21 protein-coding genes and 2 pseudogenes are annotated in these 22,703 nt (G+C 70.5%); 7 read left to right on the top strand and 16 right to left on the bottom strand.

The window, feature by feature from the left end; genetic code table 11:
- Positions 1–59: 59 nt before the first annotated feature.
- Complete coding sequence (locus STRVI_RS25470; RefSeq protein WP_014058508.1) at positions 60–776, bottom strand: SDR family oxidoreductase; 717 nt, start codon at positions 774–776, stop codon at positions 60–62.
- Positions 777–847: 71 nt separating this feature from the next.
- On the opposite strand from STRVI_RS25470, the gene STRVI_RS25465 reads away from it, so the two are divergent.
- Positions 848–1,660: a helix-turn-helix transcriptional regulator gene (locus STRVI_RS25465; RefSeq protein ID WP_014058507.1), complete on the top strand. Its 813-nt coding sequence runs from the start codon at positions 848–850 to the stop codon at positions 1,658–1,660.
- Positions 1,661–1,678: 18 nt separating this feature from the next.
- On the opposite strand, the gene STRVI_RS25460 is transcribed toward STRVI_RS25465, so the two are convergent.
- The 6 genes and pseudogenes from STRVI_RS25460 to STRVI_RS25435 form a co-directional block, all read right to left on the bottom strand.
- Positions 1,679–1,945, bottom strand: a complete 267-nt coding sequence (locus STRVI_RS25460) for a GlsB/YeaQ/YmgE family stress response membrane protein (RefSeq protein WP_014058506.1) — start codon at positions 1,943–1,945, stop codon at positions 1,679–1,681.
- Between the two features lie 117 nt (positions 1,946–2,062).
- The gene (locus STRVI_RS25455) at positions 2,063–3,577 is read right to left on the bottom strand and encodes an LCP family protein (protein ID WP_014058505.1); all 1,515 of its coding nucleotides are present in this window, start codon (positions 3,575–3,577) and stop codon (positions 2,063–2,065) included.
- A gap of 80 nt (positions 3,578–3,657) precedes the next feature.
- Positions 3,658–4,313, bottom strand: a pseudogene (locus STRVI_RS25450) (NADPH-dependent F420 reductase).
- A gap of 68 nt (positions 4,314–4,381) precedes the next feature.
- Positions 4,382–5,206, bottom strand: coding sequence for an inositol monophosphatase family protein (locus STRVI_RS25445; protein WP_014058504.1), 825 nt, complete (start codon positions 5,204–5,206; stop codon positions 4,382–4,384).
- A gap of 320 nt (positions 5,207–5,526) precedes the next feature.
- Positions 5,527–6,489 (bottom strand): alpha/beta hydrolase fold domain-containing protein, encoded by a 963-nt coding sequence (locus tag STRVI_RS25440; protein ID WP_014058503.1) that lies wholly within the window; start codon positions 6,487–6,489, stop codon positions 5,527–5,529.
- A gap of 325 nt (positions 6,490–6,814) precedes the next feature.
- The gene (locus STRVI_RS25435) at positions 6,815–7,750 is read right to left on the bottom strand and encodes a D-alanyl-D-alanine carboxypeptidase family protein (protein ID WP_014058502.1); all 936 of its coding nucleotides are present in this window, start codon (positions 7,748–7,750) and stop codon (positions 6,815–6,817) included.
- Between the two features lie 187 nt (positions 7,751–7,937).
- Here STRVI_RS25435 and STRVI_RS25430 point away from each other — a divergent pair, with 187 nt between their 5' ends.
- Complete coding sequence (locus tag STRVI_RS25430) at positions 7,938–8,864, top strand: SDR family oxidoreductase (RefSeq protein ID WP_043239761.1); 927 nt, start codon at positions 7,938–7,940, stop codon at positions 8,862–8,864.
- A 29-nt stretch (positions 8,865–8,893) separates the two neighbouring features.
- On the opposite strand, the gene STRVI_RS25425 is transcribed toward STRVI_RS25430, so the two are convergent.
- Together STRVI_RS25425 and STRVI_RS25420 are read right to left on the bottom strand one after the other, a co-directional pair.
- Positions 8,894–9,862 (bottom strand): CPBP family glutamic-type intramembrane protease, encoded by a 969-nt coding sequence (locus tag STRVI_RS25425; RefSeq protein WP_014058500.1) that lies wholly within the window; start codon positions 9,860–9,862, stop codon positions 8,894–8,896.
- Positions 9,863–10,055: 193 nt separating this feature from the next.
- On the bottom strand, positions 10,056–10,445 hold the full coding sequence (locus STRVI_RS25420; protein ID WP_014058499.1) for a TraR/DksA family transcriptional regulator: 390 nt from the start codon (positions 10,443–10,445) through the stop codon (positions 10,056–10,058).
- Between the two features lie 140 nt (positions 10,446–10,585).
- On the opposite strand from STRVI_RS25420, the pseudogene STRVI_RS25415 reads away from it, so the two are divergent.
- Positions 10,586–11,608, top strand: a pseudogene (locus tag STRVI_RS25415) (glycoside hydrolase family 5 protein); the annotation flags it as partial.
- 433 nt (positions 11,609–12,041) lie between these two features.
- Here STRVI_RS25415 and STRVI_RS25410 read toward each other — a convergent pair.
- The 3 genes from STRVI_RS25410 to STRVI_RS25400 form a co-directional block, all read right to left on the bottom strand.
- On the bottom strand, positions 12,042–12,404 hold the full coding sequence (locus tag STRVI_RS25410) for a DUF2267 domain-containing protein (RefSeq protein WP_014058497.1): 363 nt from the start codon (positions 12,402–12,404) through the stop codon (positions 12,042–12,044).
- A 386-nt stretch (positions 12,405–12,790) separates the two neighbouring features.
- Positions 12,791–14,074 (bottom strand): IS4 family transposase, encoded by a 1,284-nt coding sequence (locus STRVI_RS25405; RefSeq protein WP_014058496.1) that lies wholly within the window; start codon positions 14,072–14,074, stop codon positions 12,791–12,793.
- Positions 14,075–14,444: 370 nt separating this feature from the next.
- Entirely contained in the window at positions 14,445–15,563 is a 1,119-nt protein-coding gene (locus tag STRVI_RS25400; protein ID WP_014058495.1) for an NADH:flavin oxidoreductase, read from the bottom strand.
- Between the two features lie 177 nt (positions 15,564–15,740).
- On the opposite strand from STRVI_RS25400, the gene STRVI_RS25395 reads away from it, so the two are divergent.
- A complete protein-coding gene (locus STRVI_RS25395) occupies positions 15,741–16,190 on the top strand; it encodes an RrF2 family transcriptional regulator (protein WP_014058494.1) in 450 nt (149 codons plus the stop codon).
- Positions 16,191–16,212: 22 nt separating this feature from the next.
- On the opposite strand, the gene STRVI_RS25390 is transcribed toward STRVI_RS25395, so the two are convergent.
- A complete protein-coding gene (locus STRVI_RS25390) occupies positions 16,213–17,142 on the bottom strand; it encodes a LysR family transcriptional regulator (RefSeq protein ID WP_014058493.1) in 930 nt (309 codons plus the stop codon).
- 84 nt (positions 17,143–17,226) lie between these two features.
- Here STRVI_RS25390 and STRVI_RS25385 point away from each other — a divergent pair, with 84 nt between their 5' ends.
- Entirely contained in the window at positions 17,227–17,988 is a 762-nt protein-coding gene (locus STRVI_RS25385) for a sulfite exporter TauE/SafE family protein (RefSeq protein ID WP_043236538.1), read from the top strand.
- A gap of 47 nt (positions 17,989–18,035) precedes the next feature.
- Here STRVI_RS25385 and bla read toward each other — a convergent pair whose 3' ends face one another.
- Entirely contained in the window at positions 18,036–18,995 is a 960-nt protein-coding gene (gene bla / locus STRVI_RS25380; RefSeq protein WP_014058491.1) for a class A beta-lactamase, read from the bottom strand.
- Between the two features lie 171 nt (positions 18,996–19,166).
- On the opposite strand from bla, the gene STRVI_RS25375 reads away from it, so the two are divergent.
- A complete protein-coding gene (locus STRVI_RS25375; RefSeq protein WP_014058490.1) occupies positions 19,167–20,069 on the top strand; it encodes a LysR family transcriptional regulator in 903 nt (300 codons plus the stop codon).
- Positions 20,066–20,968 carry a serine hydrolase gene (locus STRVI_RS25370; protein ID WP_014058489.1) on the top strand — a complete coding sequence of 301 codons (903 nt, stop codon included), beginning with the start codon at positions 20,066–20,068 and terminating at the stop codon, positions 20,966–20,968. The genes STRVI_RS25375 and STRVI_RS25370 overlap by 4 nt, the downstream gene beginning before the upstream one ends.
- A 63-nt stretch (positions 20,969–21,031) precedes the next feature.
- Here STRVI_RS25370 and STRVI_RS25365 read toward each other — a convergent pair whose 3' ends face one another.
- Both STRVI_RS25365 and STRVI_RS25360 read right to left on the bottom strand, forming a co-directional pair.
- On the bottom strand, positions 21,032–21,787 hold the full coding sequence (locus STRVI_RS25365; RefSeq protein ID WP_014058488.1) for a dienelactone hydrolase family protein: 756 nt from the start codon (positions 21,785–21,787) through the stop codon (positions 21,032–21,034).
- A 126-nt stretch (positions 21,788–21,913) separates the two neighbouring features.
- Positions 21,914–22,522, bottom strand: a complete 609-nt coding sequence (locus STRVI_RS25360; RefSeq protein WP_014058487.1) for a 3'-5' exonuclease — start codon at positions 22,520–22,522, stop codon at positions 21,914–21,916.
- Positions 22,523–22,703: the final 181 nt, after the last annotated feature.

The following is a 22,703-nucleotide window of genomic DNA, read 5'->3' as shown; positions in this document are numbered from 1 at the left end:
CGACGGGCGGGGGCGTCAGGCCCGTGCGGACCCGGGGGCTGCCAGGGCGCCGGAGTGGTCTACCAGGGTGCCGGTGTGCCGTCCCAGGAGAAGAACCCGCCGGTGGGCCCGGTGTCCGGCAGGAGGGCGAGCCGGACCGCGCCCGCCGCGGCCTCGGCCGGATCCCCGTCGCTCTCGGCGGCGCGGGCGTTCAGATCGGTCCTGCGCAGCCCGGGGGCCAGTGCGTTGACCTTGAAGCCCTCGGACGCCAGGGCCTGTGCGGTGTAGAGGGTCAGGGCGTTCAGGGCCGTCTTGGAGGAGCGATAGGCCGCCCCCGATCCGGCGGAGGAGGCGAACTGATGCTCCGGGTCCGCGCTCCAGGTCAGCGAACCGGTACCGCTGGAGATATTCACGATCCGGGGCGCGGGCGAGCGGCGCAGGGCCGGAAGAAAGGCGTTGGTGACGGCGAGGACACCGAAGACGTTGGTCTCATACGTCCGGCGGAAGCCCTCGAGATCCGCCTCGGGCGCCGTGGCGCCGTCCACCATGATGCCCGCGTTGTTGACCAGGATGTCCAGCCGGTCCAGTTGCGCGGCGGCCGTGGCGATGCTGCCGGGGTCGGTCACGTCGAGCACCATCAGCCGGGCGCCGCCGCCGATCTCCTCGACGGTCCGCCGCCCCCGCTCGGCGTCGCGCGAGCCCACGTGCACGGTGAGCCCCTCGGCGGCGAGCTGATGTGCGATGTCCCTGCCGATGCCCTTGTTGGCACCGGTGACCAGTGCTGTGCGATTGTTCATGACGTCAAGGGTTCCCCGGCCACGGCCACCCTGCCAGGGACAACCTGTACCAGGCAGCAGAAGGAGGCAGCATGGCGAGGCACGAACTGGCCCGCTTCCTGCGGGACCGCCGCGAGGGGCTGCGCCCCCAGGACATCGGTCTGCCCGCCGACCCCCACCGCCGTACGCCGGGTCTGCGGCGGGAGGAGGTGGCGGAGCTGGCCCATATCTCGGTCGACTACTACACCCGCCTGGAGCAGGCCCGGGGCCCTCGGCCCTCGCCGCGCGTCCTGGACGGGCTGGCGGGGGCGCTGCGGCTCGCGCCCGCCGAGCGCAGCCATCTGTTCCGGCTCGCGGGGACGAGCGCGCCCCCGGGTGTGCGCGCGGTGCGGCGGGTCCGCCCGCATATCGCCCAGATGCTGCGGCGGCTGCCCGACACCGGGGCGATCGTCACCGACGCGGCCTACGACGTGGTCGCCTGGAACCCGCTGGCGCAGGCCCTGCTCGGCGAGGACCTCTGTCGGCACAGCAACCTCGCACGCCGCCGTTTCCTGGCCCGGGGCCATGCGTACGAGAGCTCCAGCGCCGAGGAGTTCGGCCACATCGTGGTCGCACGGCTGCGCCGGGCCGCCGACCGTTACCCCCGTGACACGGCGCTCACCGCGCTGCTGGGCGAACTGCGCACCGGCAGCGAGGAGTTCCGGCAGATCTGGGACGAGCGTCCGGTCCATGCGCCCGGCCACCGGACCAAGACCATCGACCACCCCACGGCCGGAACGCTCAAGCTGAACTGCGATGTCCTGCTGGTACCCGAGGACGACCAGGAGGTGGTCCTGATCACGGCCGACCCCGGGTCCCGCTCCGCCCGTACGGTCCGCCGGCTCGCGGGCGCGGCGGCGTCCTGAGGCGTGGCCTGCGCGCCGTCAGTTCCGTGAATTGCCGAACAGCAGGCGGTACAGGACGAGGAGAACGAACGCGCCGCCGATCGCCGCGCCCCAGGTGGCGGGGTCGAAGAACTCCTTCTGGACCTCCCGGTCGAAGAACTGCGCGGAGATCCAGCCGCCCACGAAGGCGCCCGCGATGCCGATGATCGTGGTGCCGACCAGCCCGCCCGGGTCACGCCCGGGGAGAATGATCTTGGCGATGACTCCGGCCAGCAGGCCGAGGATGATCCAGCTCACGATACCCACGTTGTCGTCCCCTTCGTTGTGCTCTGGTGCGGTCGTGCCGTGCCGGGGTGAGCGGCTTGATCTCCGGATGCCCAGGGGAGCGGGCGCCATGCCTGAACAGCGCGTGAAGAACGCCGGTCAGCCATAGGACAGATTGGAGCAGGGGTCGTCGTCGGCGGAGCGGGCGTCCTCGGCCACCTTCGAGGGCAGCGCGGAGGGTGTGGAGGGCGTGGAGGCGCCGGGAGAGGGCGCGGTGAGATACGTCTGCCCCAGGGTGACGCTGATACCCGGGGTGGTGGCGGGCCGCAGTCCCGCGCCGGGGAAGAGCTGGGCCACGGTCCGGGCCTTGTCCCGCTCGCCGGGGCCGTAGCCGATCACGGTGGTGGCGTGGTCCTGGCTGTCGGCGTTCGTGGCGCCGGCCACGGTGAAGCCATGTGTCGTGAGGGTGTCCGCAGCGCGTGCGGCGAGCCCGGGGGTGGTGGTGCCGTTGTACACGGTGACGCTGATGCCCGCGCCCGCCACGGTGGACGTGGCGCTCGGGGTGGCCGAGGCCCGATGCCCGTCCTTCTTCCCACCGGCCGCCTTCCCGTCGATGGTGCGGTCGGCCCTGATATCGGCCCACAGCGCATCGGCGTCGGGCTGGACCACGGCCACGCGTTCGCCCTGGTAGCGCCAGGGAATGGTGAGGAACTTGGTGTTGTGCAGATCGATGTCCTTCAGCGACATGGCGAAGGACATCAGCTTCTTGGCGGACCCGAGCCCCGGGTCCACGGTCATGGACTTGGTGGCCGCGTCCGCCAGCGGATACAGCGTGGTCGGGTCGAACCCCTGGCCCTTCACCTTCTTGAACAGACTGGAGATGAAGGCCTGCTGCCGTTGTATGCGCCCGATGTCGGAGCCGTCGCCGATGCCGTGGCGGATGCGGACGTAGTCCAGCGCCTTCTGCCCGGAGACCGTCTGCACCCCCTTGCTGAAGATGCGCTTGCCGCGGGTGCCGCGGTTGGGGCTCAGATCGCGTTCATAGACGTCCTGGGGCACACACACCTGCACCCCGCCGACCGCGGAGGTCATCCGCGCGAAGCCCTCGAAGTCGATGACGACGGTGTGGTCCATGCGCAGCCCGGTCAGCTTCTCGACGGTGTTCTGGGTGCAGGCCGGGTTGCCCTGCGCCGTCTCGCCCACGGAGAACGCCGAGTTGAACATGGTGTTGCGCTGCGTCCTGGTCCATTTGCCGTCGGGCTGCCGGCACGGCGGGATGTCGACCAGGGTGTCGCGGGGTATCGACACCCCGACCGCGTGCTTGCCATCGGAGTAGACATGCAGCACGAGGGCGGTGTCCGAACGGCCCACGTCCCCGGTGCCGCCGCCCAGCTTGCTGTTGTCGCCCGACCGGGTGTCCGATCCGATGACCAGCACGTTCTGGCCGGCGGCGTTGCCCTCGGGCCGATTGTCCGAGAGGCCGTCCGCCCCGAAGGTGGTGATGTTGCCGTTCAGCTTGAAGTAGACCCAGCCCACCCCGCCGCCGAGCAGCACCAGGAACGACACCACGATCAGCAGAGCGATCCGCAGCGGGCGGCGCCCCTTGCGCTGCCCGCCCGGGTCGGCCGGCCCCGTGGTGGGGCTTCCCGTCGTCTCCCCGTCTCTGCCTGTCATGCGCGTCCTTCGTCCGGCGGCTGTTCGAAGGAGAAGACGAACAATGTTGGCTTCGGGTTCTGCGGTTGGTGCGCGGAGGTTCAGCGGGCCAGGGAGACGGCGAACGGCCGGAACCCCTGGCGGCGCAGCACATGGGGCACGAGCAGGACGAGGGCCTCGGTGGCGCGTGCGGTGGTGATGTCGCCGAGGTCCTCGATCCACTCGGGTTTCCAGCCGAGGTCGGCGAGGAAGTCCGTGGCGATGGCCTTGGCGTCGGCGTCGTCGCCGGACAGGTAGGCGGTGGGCGGGGTGGACAGGTCGGCGGGGGCGGTCATGACGGGGAAGAGCATGGTGTTGAGGGTCTTGACCACCCGGGTCGCGGGCAGGGCCTCCTGAAGCTGCTCGGCCAGGCTGCCGCCGGGATAGCACAGGTCGGAGGGAAGCCCGTCCCGTCGGAGGTGTGCCGGGTGGCGGTGGAGACATCGATGAGGATCTTGCCCGCCAGCTCGGTGTGCAGGGCGGAGAGGCGTTCCAGGGCGGTGTCACCAGGGGTGGCGTTGATGACGATCTCGGTGGTGGCGGCGGTGGTGCGCTGGTCGGCGTGGTGGATCGCCGGGACGGTGGTGCCGGGCTCGTCGGCCGCGGTCTCCTGGGGCGGCTGCCGGTGGCCGAGGGTGATCTGGTGTCCGGCGGTGGCCAGGGCGCGGGCGAGACCGCTGCCGACGCGTCCGGTGCCGAGGATGCCGATGCTGGTCATGCGGATGTGCTCCTTGCTGGGTGCGGGTGGTCGGGCGATGCGCGACAGGACCTGCTGGGTGCGGGTGGTCAGGCGCAAGGCGACAGGACGGCGACGGCCGCGGTGTGGATACCGGGGGCGGTGGCCAGGAAGTCACGGCTGGCCAGGTCCCATGGATTGCCCTGGCTGTCGGTGACCGTGCCCCCGGCCTCGGCGACCAGCAGGGCCCCGGCCACCAGACCCGAGCGCACATCGGAGAACTGCCAGAACGCGTCCATGCGTCCGGCGGCGACATGGATCAGCTGCAGGGTGGCGGGCACGGAGACACGGACGACCAGGCCGTGGATCAGCATCTGCGTGACCGAGGCGCCGATCCGGTGGAACGTGCGCTCGTCCTCGCCGGGCCGGGCCTGGCCCGTGCCGACGAGGGCCGCGCCCAGCTCCGTCTTGGCCGACACCCGCAGCGGCGCCCCGTTCAGATGGGCGCCCTGACCGGCCACCGCGGTGTACCAGTCGCCGGTCGGCGGAAGGTGGACGACGGTGAGGACCGGGTGGTTGTCGCGGACGAGGGTGGCGGTCACGGCCCAGTCGTCCATGCCGTGCACATGGTTGATATTGCCCTCGGCGGGGTCGACGATCCACCACTCGCCCGGAGGCAGCGCACCGCCTTCCAACTCGTCCTCGGCCCAGCGCGCGCCGGGCCTCGCGGCCATCAGTGGCGCCTTCAGGACGTCGAGTACGGCGTCGTCATTGGCGTGGATCTCCGTGACGATCTCGTCGAGGGCCACACCGCGGGCCTGTGGGGTGTGGCGCTTCCGCAGCAGTTCGCCGGCGGTGCGTAGGGCGGCGGTGACCGGGTTGAGCAAGGTGGCGTCGAGGCCGGTGTCGGGGGTGGTGCCGGTGGCAGTGGACATGAGGTGCTCCCGCGAGTGGTGAAGAGAGGGGAGGCTTGGCGCGCGCTTCGCCGTCTGCGCCTCGACGGTAGGCAACCTCATCGATGAACGGCAATTGCACATCTGGCATTGCTGGTGTTACCCGCGTGCAAGGGAAGGTGGAGGGCCGGCGAGCACACGCCCGGGCCGAAGCGAACGCTTCCGGCCCGGGCGGATCGCCACGTGGCGGTGGGGCCGGCTGATGGCGGGGACGGGTTCGCCCACCGCGTCCTGCTCGACCGGCGCGATCGACGCGGGCGGGCGAGTGGTGCCGGATCTCCGCTCCGGCTCATGACGGGCTCTCAGAGCGCGGAGATCACCCGCCTGCGGTCCTCAACGGCGCGGCGGGCAAGCCGGGAGGCGGGGGCGAGGCGGTCGTACTCGTGGATGGCCCCGCTGTGGACATGCAGTTCGGTGGAGACATCGGCCTCGGCGAGCCGCTGTGCGTAGGTGACGGCCTCGGCGCGGAAGATGTCGAGCTCTCCGACCTCGACATAGGCGGGTGCCAGGCCCGCGAGGGTGGCGACGCGCGCGGGCGCCGCCTCCGGCGGCACGGCGTCGGTGCCGAAAGCCGTGCCCAGCAGGGCGTGCCAACCGGTCCAGTTGTCGTCCCAGGTCCAGGCGACATACGGGCTCAGCCGTGGATCCGGGGTGAGAGTGCGGTCGTCCAGCATGGGATACAGAAGCGCCTGGCGAGCGAGGGGAACTCCCCGCTCACGGGCGAGGATCGCCGTGCCCGCGGCGAGCCCGCCCCCGGCGCTGTCGCCCATGACGGCGATGCGGCGGGGGTCGACCCTCAGCTCGGCCGCCTGGCCGCCCAACCAGGCCAGCGCGGCGAACACGTCCTCGACGGGGCCGGTGCCGGTGGCCGCGTCGGGGGCCAGGCGGTAGTCGACGGACAGGAACGGCACCCCGGTCGTCTGGACGTACCCGGCGACGACGGAGTCGTAGAGGTCGACGCTGCCGGCGATCATCCCACCGCCATGGGCGTAGACGACCGCGGAACCCGGCGCGGAGTCGGCCTTCTCGTACCAGCGGACGAGGATCTCCGCCCCGTCCGCGGACCGCACCTTGTGCGAATCCGCCTTCACCAGGGGAAAGCCGGAGGGGTAGGCCGGGAGCAGGGAGGCCAGCCACCGCATCGAGGCCGTGCCCCTGGCGCGCAGCGTCCGCCAGTCGTCGCGTGCGGGCGGGGGAGTGGGGCCACTCTGCTCGGCGAGGGCCTGCAGCACCGCGGCGAGCTCAGGGTCGAGGGTGAAGGCCATGGTCGACTCCGTTCGAGGACGGCGGGGCGGCGGGGCGGCTACCCCAACTGTCCTCAAAGAGTGCTGTGTTGCGCTTGAGCGCCGGTACAGAAGCTCAGCGGTGGCAGCGGAAGCCCAGCGTGGCACGGCGGGAACCCCCGGGGCGGGCGCCCCTTTCCTTCGGTGCGCCCGCCCCTGACCCTCGGCTCTCCCGACCAGCGCCTTCCCCGCGTCCGCTCCCGTACTCCAAGGAAACCCGAGGGCGCGGGCGCGCCCAAGCACCGGTGCCCCGGCTGGAACGAGTCCGGCCGGGGCACCGTGCTGTCGCCTTTGCGGGGCTTGTGGATCAGTCCCGCTGGGCGCCCTTGGGAAGCTGGCGCCACTTCACCTCGGTGGTGGTGTCGTACGTCCAGTCGAGCATCTTCTTCGCGTCCGGGTAGCGGTCCGCGTCGTTGAGCACGACTCCCACGACCTCCTTGTCACCGCGCTTGGCGGCGAACACCAGACAGGGTCCGGCGGGGGTGGTGGTCCCGGTCTTGACGCCGATCGCGCCCTGGTACGAGCCCAGCAACTGGTTGGTGTTGTCCCAGGAGTAGTACCGGGTGTGGCCGTTGGCCGCCGGTGCCTCCTGCTTGGTGGACACCGACTTGACGACCGTGTCGAACGTCGCGTTGTCCATGGCGCGGCGGGTGAGCTGCGCCACGTCACGGGGCGTCGAGTAGTTGTCGCTGTCGGCCGAGACACCGTCGAAGGAGTCGTAGTTGGTGTTGGCCAGCCCCAGGTCCTTCGCCTTCGCGTTCATCTTGGAGATGAAGGACTTGGTGCGCTCGGCGGTGGTGTCGCCGGTGCCGAAGGTGTCGGCCAGCGCCATCGCGGCGTCACAGCCGGACGGCAGCATCAACGCGTACAGCAACTGGTTGACGGTGAGTTTGTCACCGGTCTGCAGGTCCGCCGTGCTGGCGCCCGCCTTGGTGACATAGTCGCGGTATTCCTGCTTGACGGTGACCTGCTGGTTGAGGTCCAGACCTCGGGTCTCGAGCACCACGAGGGCAGTCATGATCTTGGTGGTGCTCGCCATCGGACGCTTGGTGTTGGCGTCCTTGGCCATCAGCTCCTTGTTGGAACCGGTGTCGAGCAGGTAGGCGCCCTGGGCGCTGACCTCCGGTGGTGGCTCGGCCGAAGCCTGGGCCATCGCCACCGGAACCGCGATCGCTACGGCCACCGTGGACGCGACCGCCGCGACTCTCCAGCGGGGGGTCACGATTCCACGACGTTTATGCATTCGCGCTCCTTTTCGATTGTTGAAGATTGGGCGACCGCATCGTCTCACCGGGCGAAACGTGGCCAGGCTTCGGGGTATCGGCCAAGCGATGGCATCGGGGAGACAACTACTGCCCGGGCCAGCACGGTTGATCCGCCACGGCCGTGCGGTCCGGTGCGTGCGCCCGTCGGTCTGCGACACTCATCCGGTGAGCCGGACACTCGATCACGATGCACTGCGCGGACGTGTCGCCGTCGTCGCCGGGGCGACCCGCGGCGCCGGGCGCGGGATCGCGGCCGCGCTGGGCGAGGCCGGCGCCACCGTCGTCTGCACCGGACGCAGCAGCGTGTCGGGCAGGGAGGGGTCGGACTACGACCGGCCCGAGACGATCGAGGAGACGGCCGAGTTCGTCACGCGGCTCGGTGGCACCGGCATCGCCATCCGCACCGACCATCTCGACTCCGGGCAGGTCGGGCGGCTGGCCCGGCGCATCCGCCACGAGCACGGCGGCATCGACGTCCTGGTCAACGACATCTGGGGCGCCGAGCGGCTCAAGGGCGGGCCCGCCGACTGGAACACCCCGATCTGGGAACACAGCCTCGACGACGGGCTGCGCATTCTCCGGCTCGGCCTCGACACCCACCTGATCACCTCGCACCACCTGCTGCCGCTGCTGATCGGCACGCCGGGTGGTCTGCTCGTCGAGATGACCGACGGCACCGCCGCGTACAACGCCGACCGGTATCGCATCTCGGTCTTCTACGACCTGGTGAAGACCGCGGTGAACCGGCTGGCCTTCTCCCAGGGCCACGAGCTGGCGCCGTACGGGGCGACGGCGGTCGCCCTCACACCGGGCTGGCTGCGCTCGGAGATGATGCTCGACGCCTACGGAGTCGGCGAGGACAACTGGCGTGACGCCTTGCTGCCGGACAGGGGCGAGGGCCGCCCGACCGCCCCCGGAGGCTTCGCGTCCTCCGAGTCCCCTCGCTACGTCGGCCGTGCCGTCGCCGCGCTGGCCGCCGATCCCGACCGGGCCAGGTGGAACCAGCGGTCGGTGAGCTCCGCCCAGCTCGCCAGGGAGTACGGATTCACCGACACCGACGGGTTACGGCCCGAGAGCTGGACCGCGACCTGACAGGGGTCCCGTCAGCGCCGATCAACGCGTCACGCACGTGGCGCCGGGTGTTCTGGCCGCTCTGCCACCGCCCGGGGCGGCTCGGCGCCATGTCGCGGCTCGGCGCCACGCCGTCGCGCGACCCGTCGGCACACCGCGAAACCGGCAATGGCCAGCAGCAGATAGGCGGGGACGAGCAGCACCGCGTCCGGTGTCGTCTGCTCGGAGTGCCAGCCCGCACCGCGCCGGTCGCCCTCCAGTGCGATCCGGTTGACGGTCAGGAAGGTCAGATGGGTGCCGATGGCGGCCCACAGCGGAGCCCGGCCCACGGCCGTCCGGGCCGCCACGAGCGTCAGTCCGAACACGGTCAGGAGGATGAGGTAGTCGACGGGGTTCTGCCCGTCCGGCGCGAACCCGATCGGTTCCGGATCGCCGCCGACCAGTTGCGCGGTCGCTGCCCCGACCACGGTCGATGCCCCCGGCACCAGCAGGAACACCGCCGTCGTGCCGAGGGCCGACACGGCAGCGCCGAACCGTGTGCGCAGTGAGGTCCAGGCGTAGCCGCGCAGGGTCGTCTCCTCCGGCAGGGCTTCGAGCAGGAAGGCGACCACCCCGTTCGAGAGGATGAACCCGGCGAGGGCGGCGGGCTCGATACGCGACCAGCGCAGCATGCCCGCGGCGGTACCCGCACCGAGCACGAGGGCGGCCGCGGCGGCCGTCACCCCCACTCCGGTCAGCAGCGCACGCAGGCTCGCGCCCGCCCCGCCGAACCCGAGCCACGCGGGGGGCCGACGCCCCCGGCGTAGGAGGAGGAGTACGAGTGGCACGGCCAGCGCCGTGACCAGCGCGCCCGGGAGCACCCGGGCCGCGAAGCCGGTGAGGCCGAGGGCGTCGGCGCCGACCGGACCCAGGGCCGTGCCGACGCCGAGCGCCGTGGCCATCACCAGACCACCGGTCAGCGCCCGGAGCAGGGCGGCGGCGGTCGAGGGGGCGGGCGTACCGGTGTGCGGCTCGGTCATGGGGAGATCCTCCGGGTGGCGCGGTGACTCCAGCCATCCTCACGTCCCACATCGCCACGAAGCTCGTAGCTACTGATGAAACCGCCCATACATCCTTCGACGTACCGCGCGTCCGTGGTCTGAGCCCATCGGCCGGGGCGGACCGGCCATGAAACGACCGTCCGCGCACCGGTGCCATTTGGCGCCGCGCCGGTCAGCGGGGGCGGGCGGTCGCGCAGCGTACGCAGGTGTCCGCCGCCGGGCGCACCTCCAGGCGTTCCGCCGGGATCGGCTCGCCGCACACCGCGCACCGCCCGTAGTCGTCGCGGTCCAGCCGCTCCAGCGCCTCGTCCAGCGCGGTCAGATGATCGCGTGCCCGGGCCAGCAAGGCGGCGACATGGGCTCGCTCGAAGGCGGTGCTCGACCCCTCCGGGTCGTGCTCGTCGTCGACCGCCACCAGGGCGTTCGACGCGACGATCCCCTCGAATTCACGGTTCAGGGCCGCGATCTGCTCCCTGGTGCCGGCGTGCTCGGCCACCAGCCGTTCACGGACGGACGCGCGCTCGGCCGGAGACAGAGCGGCATTACGGGATGAATCGCTCATGCCCTCATAACCTCCGCGTCCCCGTCCGCATTCCGGTTCGCACCGGAAGCCTTGACGTCTCCGGGGCGCGATGCAATGGATGGGAGCGCTCCCAAATTCGCTGTGCGGATGCCATCACGCGCCCACTCCTTGGAGTCATGATGAGACAGAAGAGATCTCTGGCCGCCTTACTGGCCTTATTGGTCAGCCTTCTCGGGATCGCGGGTCTCGGCCGGACCGCCCATGCCGAGCCGGCCCGCCCGCAGACCCCCCTGGCCCCCCTGGCCACGGGGCTGCACATCGGCGACGGCCGCCTGCTGGAGGGCAACGGCAACGACTTCGTCATGCGCGGTGTCAACCACGCCCACACCTGGTACCCGGGCGAGACGCGGTCGCTGGCCGACATCAAGGCCCTGGGCGCCAACACCGTCCGGGTCGTCCTCTCCAACGGCCACCGCTGGGCCAAGAACAGCCCCGAGGACGTGGCCGCCATCGTCGCCCAGTGCAAGGCCAACCGGCTCATCTGCGTACTGGAAGTGCACGACACCACCGGTTACGGCGAGGATGCCGCGGCCGCTTCGCTCGACCAGGCGGCCGACTACTGGATCGGCCTCAAGAGCGTGCTCACCGGCCAGGAGAACTACGTCATCATCAACATCGGCAACGAACCCTGGGGCAACACCGACCCGGCCGGCTGGACCGCCCCCACCGTCGCCGCCGTCCAGAAGCTGCGCAACGCCGGGTTCCAGCACACCATCATGGTGGACGCGCCCAACTGGGGACAGGACCTGCAGAACGTGATGCGCACCAACGCGCGGACCGTCTATGACGCCGACTCCACCGGCAACCTGATCTTCTCGATCCACATGTACAGCGTCTATGACACGGCGCAGGAGATCACCGACTATCTGAACGCCTTCGTGGCCGCCAGGCTGCCCATCCTCATCGGCGAGTTCGGCGGACCCGCCGACCAGTGGGGCGATCCGGACGAGAACACCATGATGGCCACCGCCGAGCGGCTGAAGCTGGGCTATCTGGCCTGGTCCTGGAGCGGCAACACCGATCCCATCCTGGACCTGGCCACCGACTTCGACCCCACCAAGCTCACCGACTGGGGCAAGCGCGTCTTCAACGGCCCCGACGGCATCGCCGAGACCTCCCGCGAAGCCACCGTCTACGGCGGCGCCGGCGCCACCGGCTAGTACCAAGGCCGTGAAGTTACGGGTCGGGCGGGGTTGTCCAGGGTCTCTGAGCTGTGGATTCGCCGGACGTGAGGAGCGGAGCCCCGGTAGAACTGGCAGTCGACCAAGACAAGCCGTTCACAAAGACCGGAGGCTCCGCTGTCCGATCAGTCTGCCATCACCCGTGCCGTCACGGTGGCTGGAGGGCGGTTTGCGCTGTCGTAGCGAGTGGCCTCGGCCCGGTAATGCTTCAACTTGTTGATGGCCCGTTCGACGGGGTTGCGATTTTGTGCCGCTCCTTGTGGAAGCCAGGTGGCCGTCCGCCGCGTGTTCCCTTGTGCAGACGGGCGCCTGGCCGGCCGCGATACCCCAGCCGGGTCTCACCTGGGCATCCGCCGCGACCTCGGACCTGATACGGCGTTCGGCCGGAGAGAACCTAGATGTCCTGGAACTCGTTCGGCAACTGATCCATGACGTCCTGGAACTCCTTGCCCGGAACTGCCTGCTGCAGCGTCATGAACACCGCCCGAACCGCGCGGCGCGCCACCGTCTCGTCGGTGTTCGCACGTTCGCTCACACGCCGCACGAATTCGTCCACGCCAAATTTCTGAGCCACGTCCTCCGGCGGGACCAGCGGCGGGGCGACTTCCGGAGGAAGGACTGCTGCCAGATCACGTGCTTCGCCGCCCGTAATCCTCTCCGCGAGCGTCAGCATCGTGGCACGGGTCAGCGGCGCCGCCTGATCCTCCGGCACGTGGGCCCGCTGAGCGACGAGCCGGATGAACTCGTCATACTCCATGGCGACTCCTCATCGAAACGTTGCTTGAGTACCCGCGGCGTACTTCCCGAGCGGATACATAAGTCGACAGATCGTAACGATCAGGCAGGCCCTGTCGTCCGTGCGCCCACCGGCCATCCGGGTGATTTCGGGGCAGGAGCCGCGGAGCGAGGACGGACGCGCCTGGCGCTGTGGTGTTCCTCGCCGCCGCGCCAGGCGGCAACCGTACGTGGGCGTCACAGACGCTGGTCAGCGGACGGCACCTGGGCCGTCCAGACCGGCGCCGACGCGGAAGCCCGCCTCGGCTGGAGCGACAAGGCACCCCGGACGCTCCCGGCGGGCTGACCTGGCGAGGTCCACCTCGTCGGGGAAGACGGACGCCGCCCGCTAGCCCCAAGGCCGTGAAGTTACGGCTCGGGTGGGGTTGTCAAGGAGCTTGGGGCGCGAGGATGTCGATGCTGGCGGTGGCTTTGTAGCTGGTCCGGTCGATGCGGGGGCCTCGTGCCTGGTACTTGGACATGGCGCGTTTGACGATCCGGGGGCTGACGCGTAACCGACGCTGGGGCAGGAGGTTGGCCAGGACGTGTCGGGCCGATGGTGCCGACCAGGTCGATGACGGTGCCGCAGATGACGCCCGCGGCCAGGATGACCTGGTCGCGGGCGGCCTGCCAGGCGATGCTGAAGCCGGCCCGGTCCGGCCCGGTGCCGGGCCGGGTGCTGGTGGCGTCCGCCATAGCGGTCCGCAGCAGCTGGTAGACCACGAGAAGTGCGTAGATCTCCTGGGTGATGCCTTCGGGAGTGCGGGCACGCAGGACCCGGCTGCCCAAAATAATCGACTTCAGCTCCAGGTAGGCGGTTTCGACCTCCCAGCGCTGGTGGTAGAGCGTGGCCAGCTCGCCCGCCGGGTAGCGGTGGTGGTCGAGCAGGGTGGTGGCCAGCCGGTAGAGGCCGGTGTGCTTCCCGGCGGTGGTGGTGATGGTGATCTCGCAGTCGATGACACGGACGGTTACCGGGCCGAGCGTGGAGAGGTAGGAGCCGTCGGGGTAGCGGGCCAGGACCGGCATCCTGCGGCCGTTCTTCAGCCGGACCAGGACTTCGCTGCCGGTGGCGGTGATGTCGGACAGCAGCCCTTGGGCGGCGAAGTTGCGGTCGGCCAGCAGGATCATCCCCGGCCGGAGGCTGGGCAGCAGTCGCGGAGCGTAGGTGGTCTCGCCGGTGGTGGTGGGGCCGAGCACGGCGTCGATGAGGGTGCGGGTGCCGCAGGCGACCAGAGCCAGCAGGCGGACCTGCGGGTAGCCGGTGCCACCGTGGTTGCCCGCCTGCTTGGTGAACCTGGTCAGGACAGCGGGGCTGTCGGGCACGGTCAAGGTGGTGCCGTCGAGCGCGACCACCAGCAGACCACGCCAGCGGACCGCTGGCCCGTACGGGGTTGCGGCCGGGCCGCGCAGCAGGTCGAACAGCCACCGCAGCGGTTTGCTGCCGACACGTCGGCGGGCCTGGGCCAGCGCGCTGGCTGTCGGTGCGGCTACCGGTAAGCCGGCCAGTGCCCCCGTGAGCTTGCGCCACACGCCGGGGTATCCCACCTCGGGGAACAGACACGCGGCCAGGATCAGGTAGATCACGACTCGGGAGGGCAGGTCCCGCAGCCGCGACTGCACGGCCCTGGCCGCCCTCAGGGCCTCATCAACCATCTCGAACGGAACGAGCTGGGTGAGTTCACCGAGATGACCGGGCGCAAACCGCCCTCCAGCCACCGTGACGGCACGGGTGATGGCAGACCGATCGGACAGCGGAGCCTCCGGTCTTTGTGAACGGCTTGTCTTGGTCGACTGCCAGTTCTACCGGGGCTCCGCTCCTCACGTCCGGCGAATCCACAGCTCAGAGACCCTGGACAACCCCGCCCGACCCGTAACTTCACGGCCATGCGGCTAGTACCGGGAATGCGGGGCGGTGGTGAAATGTTAAACTACCCGCACACCCCGTGCTCGGCGCCGGCCGGACTCCCCCGTGCCGGCCGGCGCCGATTCCCTCCCCGCCGGGTCATCCGGGCGGGGTCTCGGCTCAGTGCAGGGACGCCACCGAGTCCTGGCTGAACGGAATGAGCTCGCTCATCCGGTCGTTCAGGACCTTGTCGGCCCATTGAGGGTCGGCGAGCAGTGCGCGTCCGACGGCGACGAGGTCGAACTCGTCCCGCTCCAGACGGTCGAGGAGCCGCTCGATGGTGTCCACGGCCGCGTTCGCACCGGAGAGGGAGCCGGGTTCGAAGACGGTGTCCAGGCCGACCGAGCCGACGGTGATGACCGGCTTGCCGGTGACCTTCTTCGCCCATCCGGCGATGTTCAGCTCCGATCCCGTGTCGGGGAATTCGGCCTGCCAGTGGCGGCGTCCGGAGGCGTGGAACGCGTCGACCCCGGCCTCCGCCAGCGGGGTGAGCACGGCTTCCAGCTCCTTGGGGTTCTCGGCGAGCCGGGCGTCGTAGTTTTCGGACTTCCACTGGGAGAACCGGAGCACGATGGGGAAGCCGGGCGCGACCTGTTCGCGGATGGCGGCCACCAGGTCGGCGGCGAACGTGGTACGCGAGGCCAGGTCGCCACCGTAGCCGTCGGTGCGCCGGTTGGTGCGCTCCCAGAGGAACTGGTCGATGAGATAGCCGTGCGCGCCGTGCAGTTCCACGCCGTCGAAACCGATCCGCTCGGCCTCCCGTGCGGCCTTGGTGAAGGCGCCGATGACGTCGTCGATGTCGGCGAGGGTCATCGTCCCGCCCGCTCCGGGCCTGCCGTCCAGCGCGATCCCGGACGGTCCCACGGACGGGGCGTCGGGGAACGGCGGGGCTCCTGCGGGCCGCTGTATTCCCACGTGCCAGAGCTGGGGCATGATCGCGCCACCGTGGGTGTGCACGGCGTCAACGACCTTTTGCCATCCGGCGAGTTGCGCCTCGCCGTGGAACCGGGGGACGCCGTCGAGAAAACCGGCGGACCGGTGGTCGACGGTGGTGCCCTCGGTGATGATCAGGCCGGTCCCCGCCGCGGCCCGGCGTGCGTAGTAGGCGGCGACGCCCTCGCCGGGAATGCCATCGGGGGATTGTCCGCGGGTCATGGGTGCCATGACGATCCTGTTCGGCAGCTTGGCCGAACCCAGTGCGAACGGGCGGGACAGTGCCGTGGCCACGCGGGTGTTCACCGTGTCGCTCTCCTGCCGTGTTGTTCCGGGGTGGTCTCCCCGGAGTTCGAAAGTGTGAATCTGAAAGGTACAGTTTTCATGGCGTAAACTGCAACTGCTTCGATTGCACTTTAGGGAAACGGCGGAACGGCACCCTCGAGTAGGCTGTGCCACGATCTGCGCGCGGAGGTGGAGACCTTGTTGGACATCCGGTTCTCCCGTGCGCTGCAGCTGATGCTCCTCCTCGCGGTCGCCGCCGAGGACGACGGCGCACCGCTGAGCTCCGCCGAGTTGGCCCGCATGCTGAACACCAACCCGAGCCTGGTCCGCAAGCTTCTCGTCCCGCTGGCGGAGGAGGGGCTGGTCGTCTGCGTCAAGGGCCGCACCGGTGGGGCCATGCTGGGGCGGCCGACCGACCGGATCACCCTGGCGGAGATCTACCGCTGCGCCGTCGGCGACAAGCCCCTGTGGGCCTGCTCGCCCGGGGTGGAGCCGGTGTGCCAGGTGACCGCACACGCCGGTGAGTACTTCGCCGCGCTCACCGCGGAGGCCGAGGAAGCGGTGCTCGACTCGCTGGGCGACCGCACCCTCGCGGACAGTGTGCGTGAACTGCGCCGCCTCGATACGGGACGCGCGCGACAGCGCTGATTCGCCGCCCCGGGCCCCGCGTTCACATCGCCGGAACGCCAGTGCCGCCCCCTTCCGGCTCGGACACGGCCGCCTGGCGCAGGTGTTCGGCGAGTGCCGCGGTGGCGGTGGACGAGGTCCGCGACGCCTTCTCGCCCCAGGCCAGCAGATGGGTGCGGCGTGACCAGGGATCCTGGAGCTCGCACACATCGAGTGGCCGGCCGGGGGTGATGGCGCGGCGTGGCACGACCGCGAGTCCCACACCGGCGGCCGCGAGGGAGACAAGGGTGGGGAGGTGGGCGACGGTGGTGCGGTACCGCACCGCTGGAGCGTGCGGACCGAGGTGCTTCTCGATCGAGCGCCGCAGCGAGGAGCCCGCGTCGAGCCCCACCAGCGGATGCTCGGCGACCTCGCGATAGGCCACCGCGGTGCGCTCCGCGAGGATCCCGCCGGACTGGCCGATCACCACGAGGGAGTCATCGCAGAGGGGTTCCATGGTGAGACCGCAGTCGCGGGCCTCGGTGTCGAGAACGACACCCAGGTCCGCCTCGCCGTCCGCGAGCAACCGCACGGTCCGTGGGGTGCGGCTCTCGGACGCCGTCACATCGACGTCCGGGTGCGCGCGGAGGAACGAGACCAGGGCCCTCGGCACGAGGTGATGCATCGCCGAGCCGCCGCCCAGCAGGGTCAGTGGCGCGGTCGGGGGCCGGGCGTAGCTCGCCACGGCACTTTCGAGGCGCGCCGTCTGGGCGAGCACATCCCGTGCGTGGCGGGCCAGCGCCGTCCCTGCCGGGGTGGGGCGCACTCCCCGGCGGCCACGGATCAGCAGGGCCACGCCCGCGTGGTGTTCGAGCGAGCGCACCCTGGCGCTGGCCGACGGGAGGCTCAGATGCATCCGGCGAGCGCCCGCCGTGATCGAGCCCTCCGCCACGATGTGAAGGAAGAGCCGCAGGTCGTCCAGGTCATAACGCACCCTGACGAGCCTATGGCACAGCCTTGCGCAGGCTACGTGGATCACGCATTGTGCGCCCACGGGCCGTGGGGCGATGCTCGGCGGATGTCCGAGATGGTGATTGTTCTGCTGGCGGGCGTGGCCGCCGGGGCGTTGAACGCCGTCGGCGGCGGGGGCACGTTCGTGGCGCTCCCCGCCCTGGTCGCGGCCGGTCTGTCCCCCGTGACGGCGAACGCCTCCTCGACCGTGGCCCTCGTACCCGGGACCGTGGCGAGCGCGTGGGTCTACCGGCGCGACCTCGCCCCCGTCGGGGGCACGTCCACGCGGGCGCTGACCGTGGTCAGTGTGATCGGCGGCGGGCTCGGTGCCGGTCTGCTGCTGACGCTGCCCGCGGTGTCGTTCGACGCGGCGGTGCCCTGGCTGCTCGCCTTCGCCACGGTGATCCTGGCCTTCGGACGCCATGTCTCCCGTGTGGTGAGCGACGCGAAGGGCCGTGCGGTCGGCATGAGCCCCCGGGCCGTCCTGATCGGCCAGTTCCTCCTCGCCGTGTACGGCGGCTACTTCGGCGGTGCCGTCGGCATCATGATGCTGGCCGTGTGGAGCATCGGCCTCGGCCTCGACACCTCGGCCGGCAACCCGATGCGGGTCGCCCAGCTCGCGGCCATCTATCTCAGCGCGACCGGGCTGTTCCTCATCGCCTCGGACGCGCTGAGCGCACCGTCTGTGCTCATCACCATGCTGGTCGGCGCGGTGGCAGGCGGGGTGGCCGGAGCACACGTCGCCCGTCGTCTCCCCGCGTGGCTGCTGCGGAGCGTCGTTCTGACCACCGCCGTCACCATGACCGTCCTGTACTTCCTTGGGGGCTGAGCAGGGGGCTCAGCCCCGCAGGGGAGCGGATGAGCAGGGGAGGGGTGCTACGACAGCGTGTCGGCCACGACATGCGCCGCGTCCGCGATCAGCTTGTCGTCGGACGTGGCGTCCTTGTCACCGCGGTTCGACATGATCGCCACGACGATGGGAGCGGAGTCGGGCGGCCACACCACCGCGATGTCATTGCGGCCACCGTAGTAGCTGCCGCTTCCGGTCTTGTCGCCGACCTGCCAGTCCTTGGGCACCCCGGCCCTGATGAGCGCGTCCCCGGTGGTGTTGGTCCGCAGCCACTTCGTGAGCTGTGCGCGCTCTCCGTCGCCGAGGACATCGCCGAGCACGAACGCACGCAGATCCTTGGCCATCGCCCGCGGGGTGCTCGTGTCCCGTGTGGAACCGGGGACCCAACGACTCAACTCTGGCTCGCGGCGCTCCATCTGGATGACGTCGTCGCCCATCTTTTCCAGCGTGGCGTCGAGGCCCTTGGGCCCGCCGAGCTCGTCGAAGAGCAGGTTGGCCGCCGTGTTGTCGCTGTAGCGGACGGCGGCGTCACACAGCGCGCCCAGGCTCATCCCGGTGTCGACGTGCTTCTCGGTCACGGGGGAGTTGTCGATGAGGTCGTCCTCGGAGTACTTGATCACCCGGTCCAGCCCGCCCAGTTTGACCTTCTGCAGCACGGCACCGGCCTCCAGCGCCTTGAACGTGGAGGCGTAGCCGAACCGCTCGCCGTCGCGATAGGCCACCTCGTGTCCGGTGCCGGTGTCGATGGCGTAGACACCCAGCCGCGCGTCGTACGAGCGCTCCAGCTTCTTGAACTCGCCGGTGGACGACGCCGGGTCCGTGCCCGCCTTCGCCGCCAGATCCGTGGACGTGGACGACGCGCGCGATGCGCTCGACGACCCCGATGAGTCCGAGGATCCGTCCTGGCCGCAGGCCGTCAGCGGGACGAGAAGCGTGAGCGCGGTGAGCGCGCCGAGGGCGGTGTGCCGGGCACGGGGGAATCGCATGATCCTGACCTCCGGTTGGGCCCCCGTCACGCAGGGGGCACAGGGGATGGAACGACCGGGCCCCTCGCCGGGGCGCGGCCGTGGGCATCGGGATCACCTTCGCCGTCGGGCGGCTATGCGGTCCAATACGCTCCTGCGCTCTTTCATGCTGATCCGGCATAGAGTGCGGATGTGGATTTGGTGGGAGCGTGCCGAGCGTTCGTCAGCGTGAGCGAGCGTGGCAGCTTCACCGTCGGGGCGGCCGCCGCCCGGATGTCCCAGTCGGTGGCCAGCCGTCGCGTGGCCGCTCTGGAGGAGCGCTTCGGCGAGCAGCTCTTCGAGCGCACCTCACGGCGGGCCGTACTCACCCCCTTCGGGCGGGAGATGCTGCCGGTGGCCAGACAGCTCGTACAGTCGGCCGATGTGCTGCTGCACGAGGCCGAGGCCGCCAAACGCAAACCGTGGCGGCTCGCGGTGCCCGGCATCTGCTCCACGGCCGGTCTCGCCCGCCTCGTCGCCGACGCACGCGGGCACGGGATCACGCTCGATCTGCGCGTGGCGGCGCCGGCGCAGCGCCTGGAGCTCATCCACGCGCAGCAGGTGCGGGCCGCCCTGCTCGCGGTGCCCGCGGACGAGGCCACGTGGTCCGTGCCGCTCGGGCTGGCCGGAGTCCAGGATCCCGGTGTGCGGCGGGTCTATCTCGAGACGCTGCGGGTCGGCCGGGCCGCTCCGGGCCCGGCCCGCCGTATCTGGATCCAGCCGGAGGACGATGTGCCGCATATCCGCGACCCGCTGACCCGGCTGCGCGACGCGGTCGGTCTGCGGCCCGCCCAGCTCGTGGCCGCCACCGACCTGACGACCGCCGCCGCCGAAGTCCTCAGCACCCACGACCTGTTGCTGTGCTCTCCCGCGCAGGCGGCGGAACTCGCCCTGAAGTGGCGGCCCATCGGCGAGATCACGCTCGGCCGGGGGTTCGCTCTCGCCGCCGCCGCGGACGGCAATCCGCAGCCCATCGAAGGGCGCTTGGGCGGCGCCATCGCCCGCTGCCTCGGCGCGGACACCCGGGCGGACACCGAGGAAGGAACGCAGGCGTGAGCACCGAGACACTGCTGCGCGATCTGCGTGAGCAGTTGCGTGACGGCGGCCTGCACGGCTGCCTGCTCGTGAGGGATCTCCACACGGGGGACGAGCTGGGAATCGACCCGGACACCCAGTTGCCATCCGCCTCCCTGGTCAAGGTCCCGCTCGCGCTGGCGACGGCGGAGCGCATCCGGCGCGGCGAACTCGACGGAGCGACGATGCTCGACGTACCCCCGGGGCGGATCACCACGCCCGGCCCCACCGGGCTGAGCCGGTTCCGCCACCCCGCCCGGATCGCGATCGAGGATCTCCTCTACCTGAGCACGTGTGTGAGCGACGGAACGGCGGCCGACGCGCTGTTCGCCCTCACCCCGCCCGCCCAGGTCGCCGAGATCCTGCAGAAACTCGGGCTGCGTGGCATCACCGTCCGGCACGGCATGCGCGAACTGACCGAAACCCCCGTGGAGCGCTTCGACGCCGAGCAGGTGCATCTCGCCCACGCCCTCGCCATCGACGCGGGCACCAGCGGCCGCGGCCACCGGGTGCCGCAACTCGACACCACCCGCGCCAACACCGGCAGCGCACGCGCCTGGGTGGACCTGCTCCAAGCGCTGTCGACACCGTCGAAAATCCACCCCGACGTGGCGCTGCACGTGCGCGACCTCATGGCCCACAACGTGCTGCGGCACCGGCTCGCCCCGGACTTCAGCTCCGACGCCACCACCTGGTCCTCCAAGACCGGCACCCTTCTCAACCTCCGCCATGAGATAGGCATCGTCGAGCACTCCGACGGCCAGGCGTTCGCCATCGCCGTGCTCACCGAGTCACTCGTGCCCGCGAGCACCCAGCCCGGCGCCGACGCCCTCATGGCGCAGGTGGCCCGCACCCTGCGTGACCACCTCCGGCAGCTCTAGACCCTGTCGCCGGAGGGTGGTGACCAGCCCGGGCGGCCGGTCACCAGCCATGGCCGACCACGGTCAGAGGGTGCGGCCGAAGAGGTCGAGCAGTGCCTCCCAGTGGCGTTCGGCGGCCTCGGCGTTGTAGGAGACGGTGTCGGCCTGGGTGTAGCCGTGCCGCGCGCCCGTGTAGACCTCGGCGCGGTGGCGGACACCGGCCTCGGTAAGGGCCTTGTCCAGGCGCTCCATCTGCTCGGGCGGAAGGGAGTGGTCCTGGTCCGCGTGTCCGAAGTACAGCTCGGCGGTGACCTGCCCGGCCACCGTGTGCGGGCTGTCCGGTGCCTCGGTGGCCAGGTTGCCACCGTGGAAACCGGCCGCCGCGGCGACCCGGTCGGGGTAGCTTCCGGCGGTACGCAGGGCCAGCCCGGCGCCCAGGCAGTAGCCGGTGATGCCCACGGGCCCGTCGGTGGCCTGCGGGCAGGAGGCCAGCCAGTCCAGATAGGTGCCGGCGTCGCTCATCGCGCGCTCGGGGGTGAGCTCCTGTGCGATCGGGAGGATGTCCTGGAAGATCTCCGGACGCGCCGCGAAGTCGATGAAGTCGGGCAACTCCACCACGGGAGCACGCCCGTGGCGGTAGAAGACGTTGGGCGCCAGCACGGTGTAACCGGCCGCGGCCAGACGGTCGGCCATCCCCCGCAGGTGGGGCCGGAGGCCGAAGGCGTCCATGTACAGCAGAACGGCGGGGTGGCGGTCGGTGTCGTCGGGATGGACCAGATAGGCATCGGCGATGCCGTCCCGGGTGGGGATGTCGACGGCTGTTCCGCGCACTGCGGTCATAAGGGGGTTCCTTTCCTACATACCGGACGACGCGCATGAGCGCCGCCGACAAGATCTCCGGGCCATCGTGCCGCTCGCCGACAGCGCGTCGGACGACACGCTCGCGATGGCCGATTCGCTCCACCGCTAGAGCCATCCCTCGGGCAGGGCGGCCCCACCGGCGAATACGTGTCTGATCGCCGCGGCGATCGAATAGCAGTCGAAGAGCGCTGAATGCTCCCTGCCGGCCACGGGTTTGGGCAGGTTGAGTGCTTCCCATAGCCGACCGGAGTTGGCCGATGCCGTTATCGGTGCGACGGTATTCAGCCATGGGCGGATATTCAGGAAGCCGGCGGTGAGAAAGCCGTTCTTGATCTCCTCCCCGCGCGCCCGGGCCCATCCCACGTTCTCCCCGAGGACGACCATGTCGTTGCCGTAGGAGAGCACGGACTGGCCTCGACAGAACGCCAGGAAGTCACTGAGCGCCTCGGCGGGGGCGACTCCCTCGCGGTCCACGGTCTGCTGGTCGATGCCCGTGAGGTCGGTGAAGAACGGGGACAGTCGCGGGTTGACCACCGGCCTGACCAGCGCTTCGTATTCCTCGACAACGGAGTAGGCGTCAACGGAAGAGTCGGTGCTGATGCGCAGCGCGCCGATCTGGACGATTTCGCGAAGCTGCCCCGGTTCCGACCAGTCCTGCTCGAGCGCTCCCGACCATGTGGTGAACTCAAGGTCGAACACGACAAACATCGACAAACGGTCTCTCCTCGTTGTGGTGTGGGGCGAACGAACCGTACGAGCCGCTGCGCAGGAGACTACTCCTCTCCGAATGCCTTCCCGGGCCGGGATCCCGGTGGGCCGCTGAGCGATGTCGAGGCCGAAGACCGCGACGGGATTGCCGCCCAACGGCGTCCGAACGCCGGATGGCATGGCCGTG

The organism is Streptomyces violaceusniger Tu 4113, from assembly GCF_000147815.2.
In the GTDB taxonomy this organism is placed as follows: Bacteria; Actinomycetota; Actinomycetes; order Streptomycetales; family Streptomycetaceae; genus Streptomyces; species Streptomyces violaceusniger_A.
The sequence above is the reverse complement of the archived record's forward strand: the minus strand, read 5'-3'. Positions and strand labels throughout refer to the sequence as shown.

Coding starts and splice junctions, on each gene's coding strand:
- bla (WP_014058491.1), bottom strand. CDS start 18,995: ATGCGATTCCCCCGTGCCCGGCACACCGCCCTCGGCGCGCTCACCGCG.
- STRVI_RS25365 (WP_014058488.1), bottom strand. CDS start 21,787: ATGACCGCAGTGCGCGGAACAGCCGTCGACATCCCCACCCGGGACGGC.
- STRVI_RS25440 (WP_014058503.1), bottom strand. CDS start 6,489: ATGGCCTTCACCCTCGACCCTGAGCTCGCCGCGGTGCTGCAGGCCCTC.
- STRVI_RS25435 (WP_014058502.1), bottom strand. CDS start 7,750: ATGCATAAACGTCGTGGAATCGTGACCCCCCGCTGGAGAGTCGCGGCG.
- STRVI_RS25385 (WP_043236538.1), top strand. CDS start 17,227: ATGTCCGAGATGGTGATTGTTCTGCTGGCGGGCGTGGCCGCCGGGGCG.
- STRVI_RS25470 (WP_014058508.1), bottom strand. CDS start 776: ATGAACAATCGCACAGCACTGGTCACCGGTGCCAACAAGGGCATCGGC.
- STRVI_RS25465 (WP_014058507.1), top strand. CDS start 848: ATGGCGAGGCACGAACTGGCCCGCTTCCTGCGGGACCGCCGCGAGGGG.
- STRVI_RS25405 (WP_014058496.1), bottom strand. CDS start 14,074: ATGGTTGATGAGGCCCTGAGGGCGGCCAGGGCCGTGCAGTCGCGGCTG.
- STRVI_RS25425 (WP_014058500.1), bottom strand. CDS start 9,862: ATGACCGAGCCGCACACCGGTACGCCCGCCCCCTCGACCGCCGCCGCC.
- STRVI_RS25410 (WP_014058497.1), bottom strand. CDS start 12,404: ATGGAGTATGACGAGTTCATCCGGCTCGTCGCTCAGCGGGCCCACGTG.
- STRVI_RS25420 (WP_014058499.1), bottom strand. CDS start 10,445: ATGAGCGATTCATCCCGTAATGCCGCTCTGTCTCCGGCCGAGCGCGCG.
- STRVI_RS25455 (WP_014058505.1), bottom strand. CDS start 3,577: ATGACAGGCAGAGACGGGGAGACGACGGGAAGCCCCACCACGGGGCCG.
- STRVI_RS25445 (WP_014058504.1), bottom strand. CDS start 5,206: ATGTCCACTGCCACCGGCACCACCCCCGACACCGGCCTCGACGCCACC.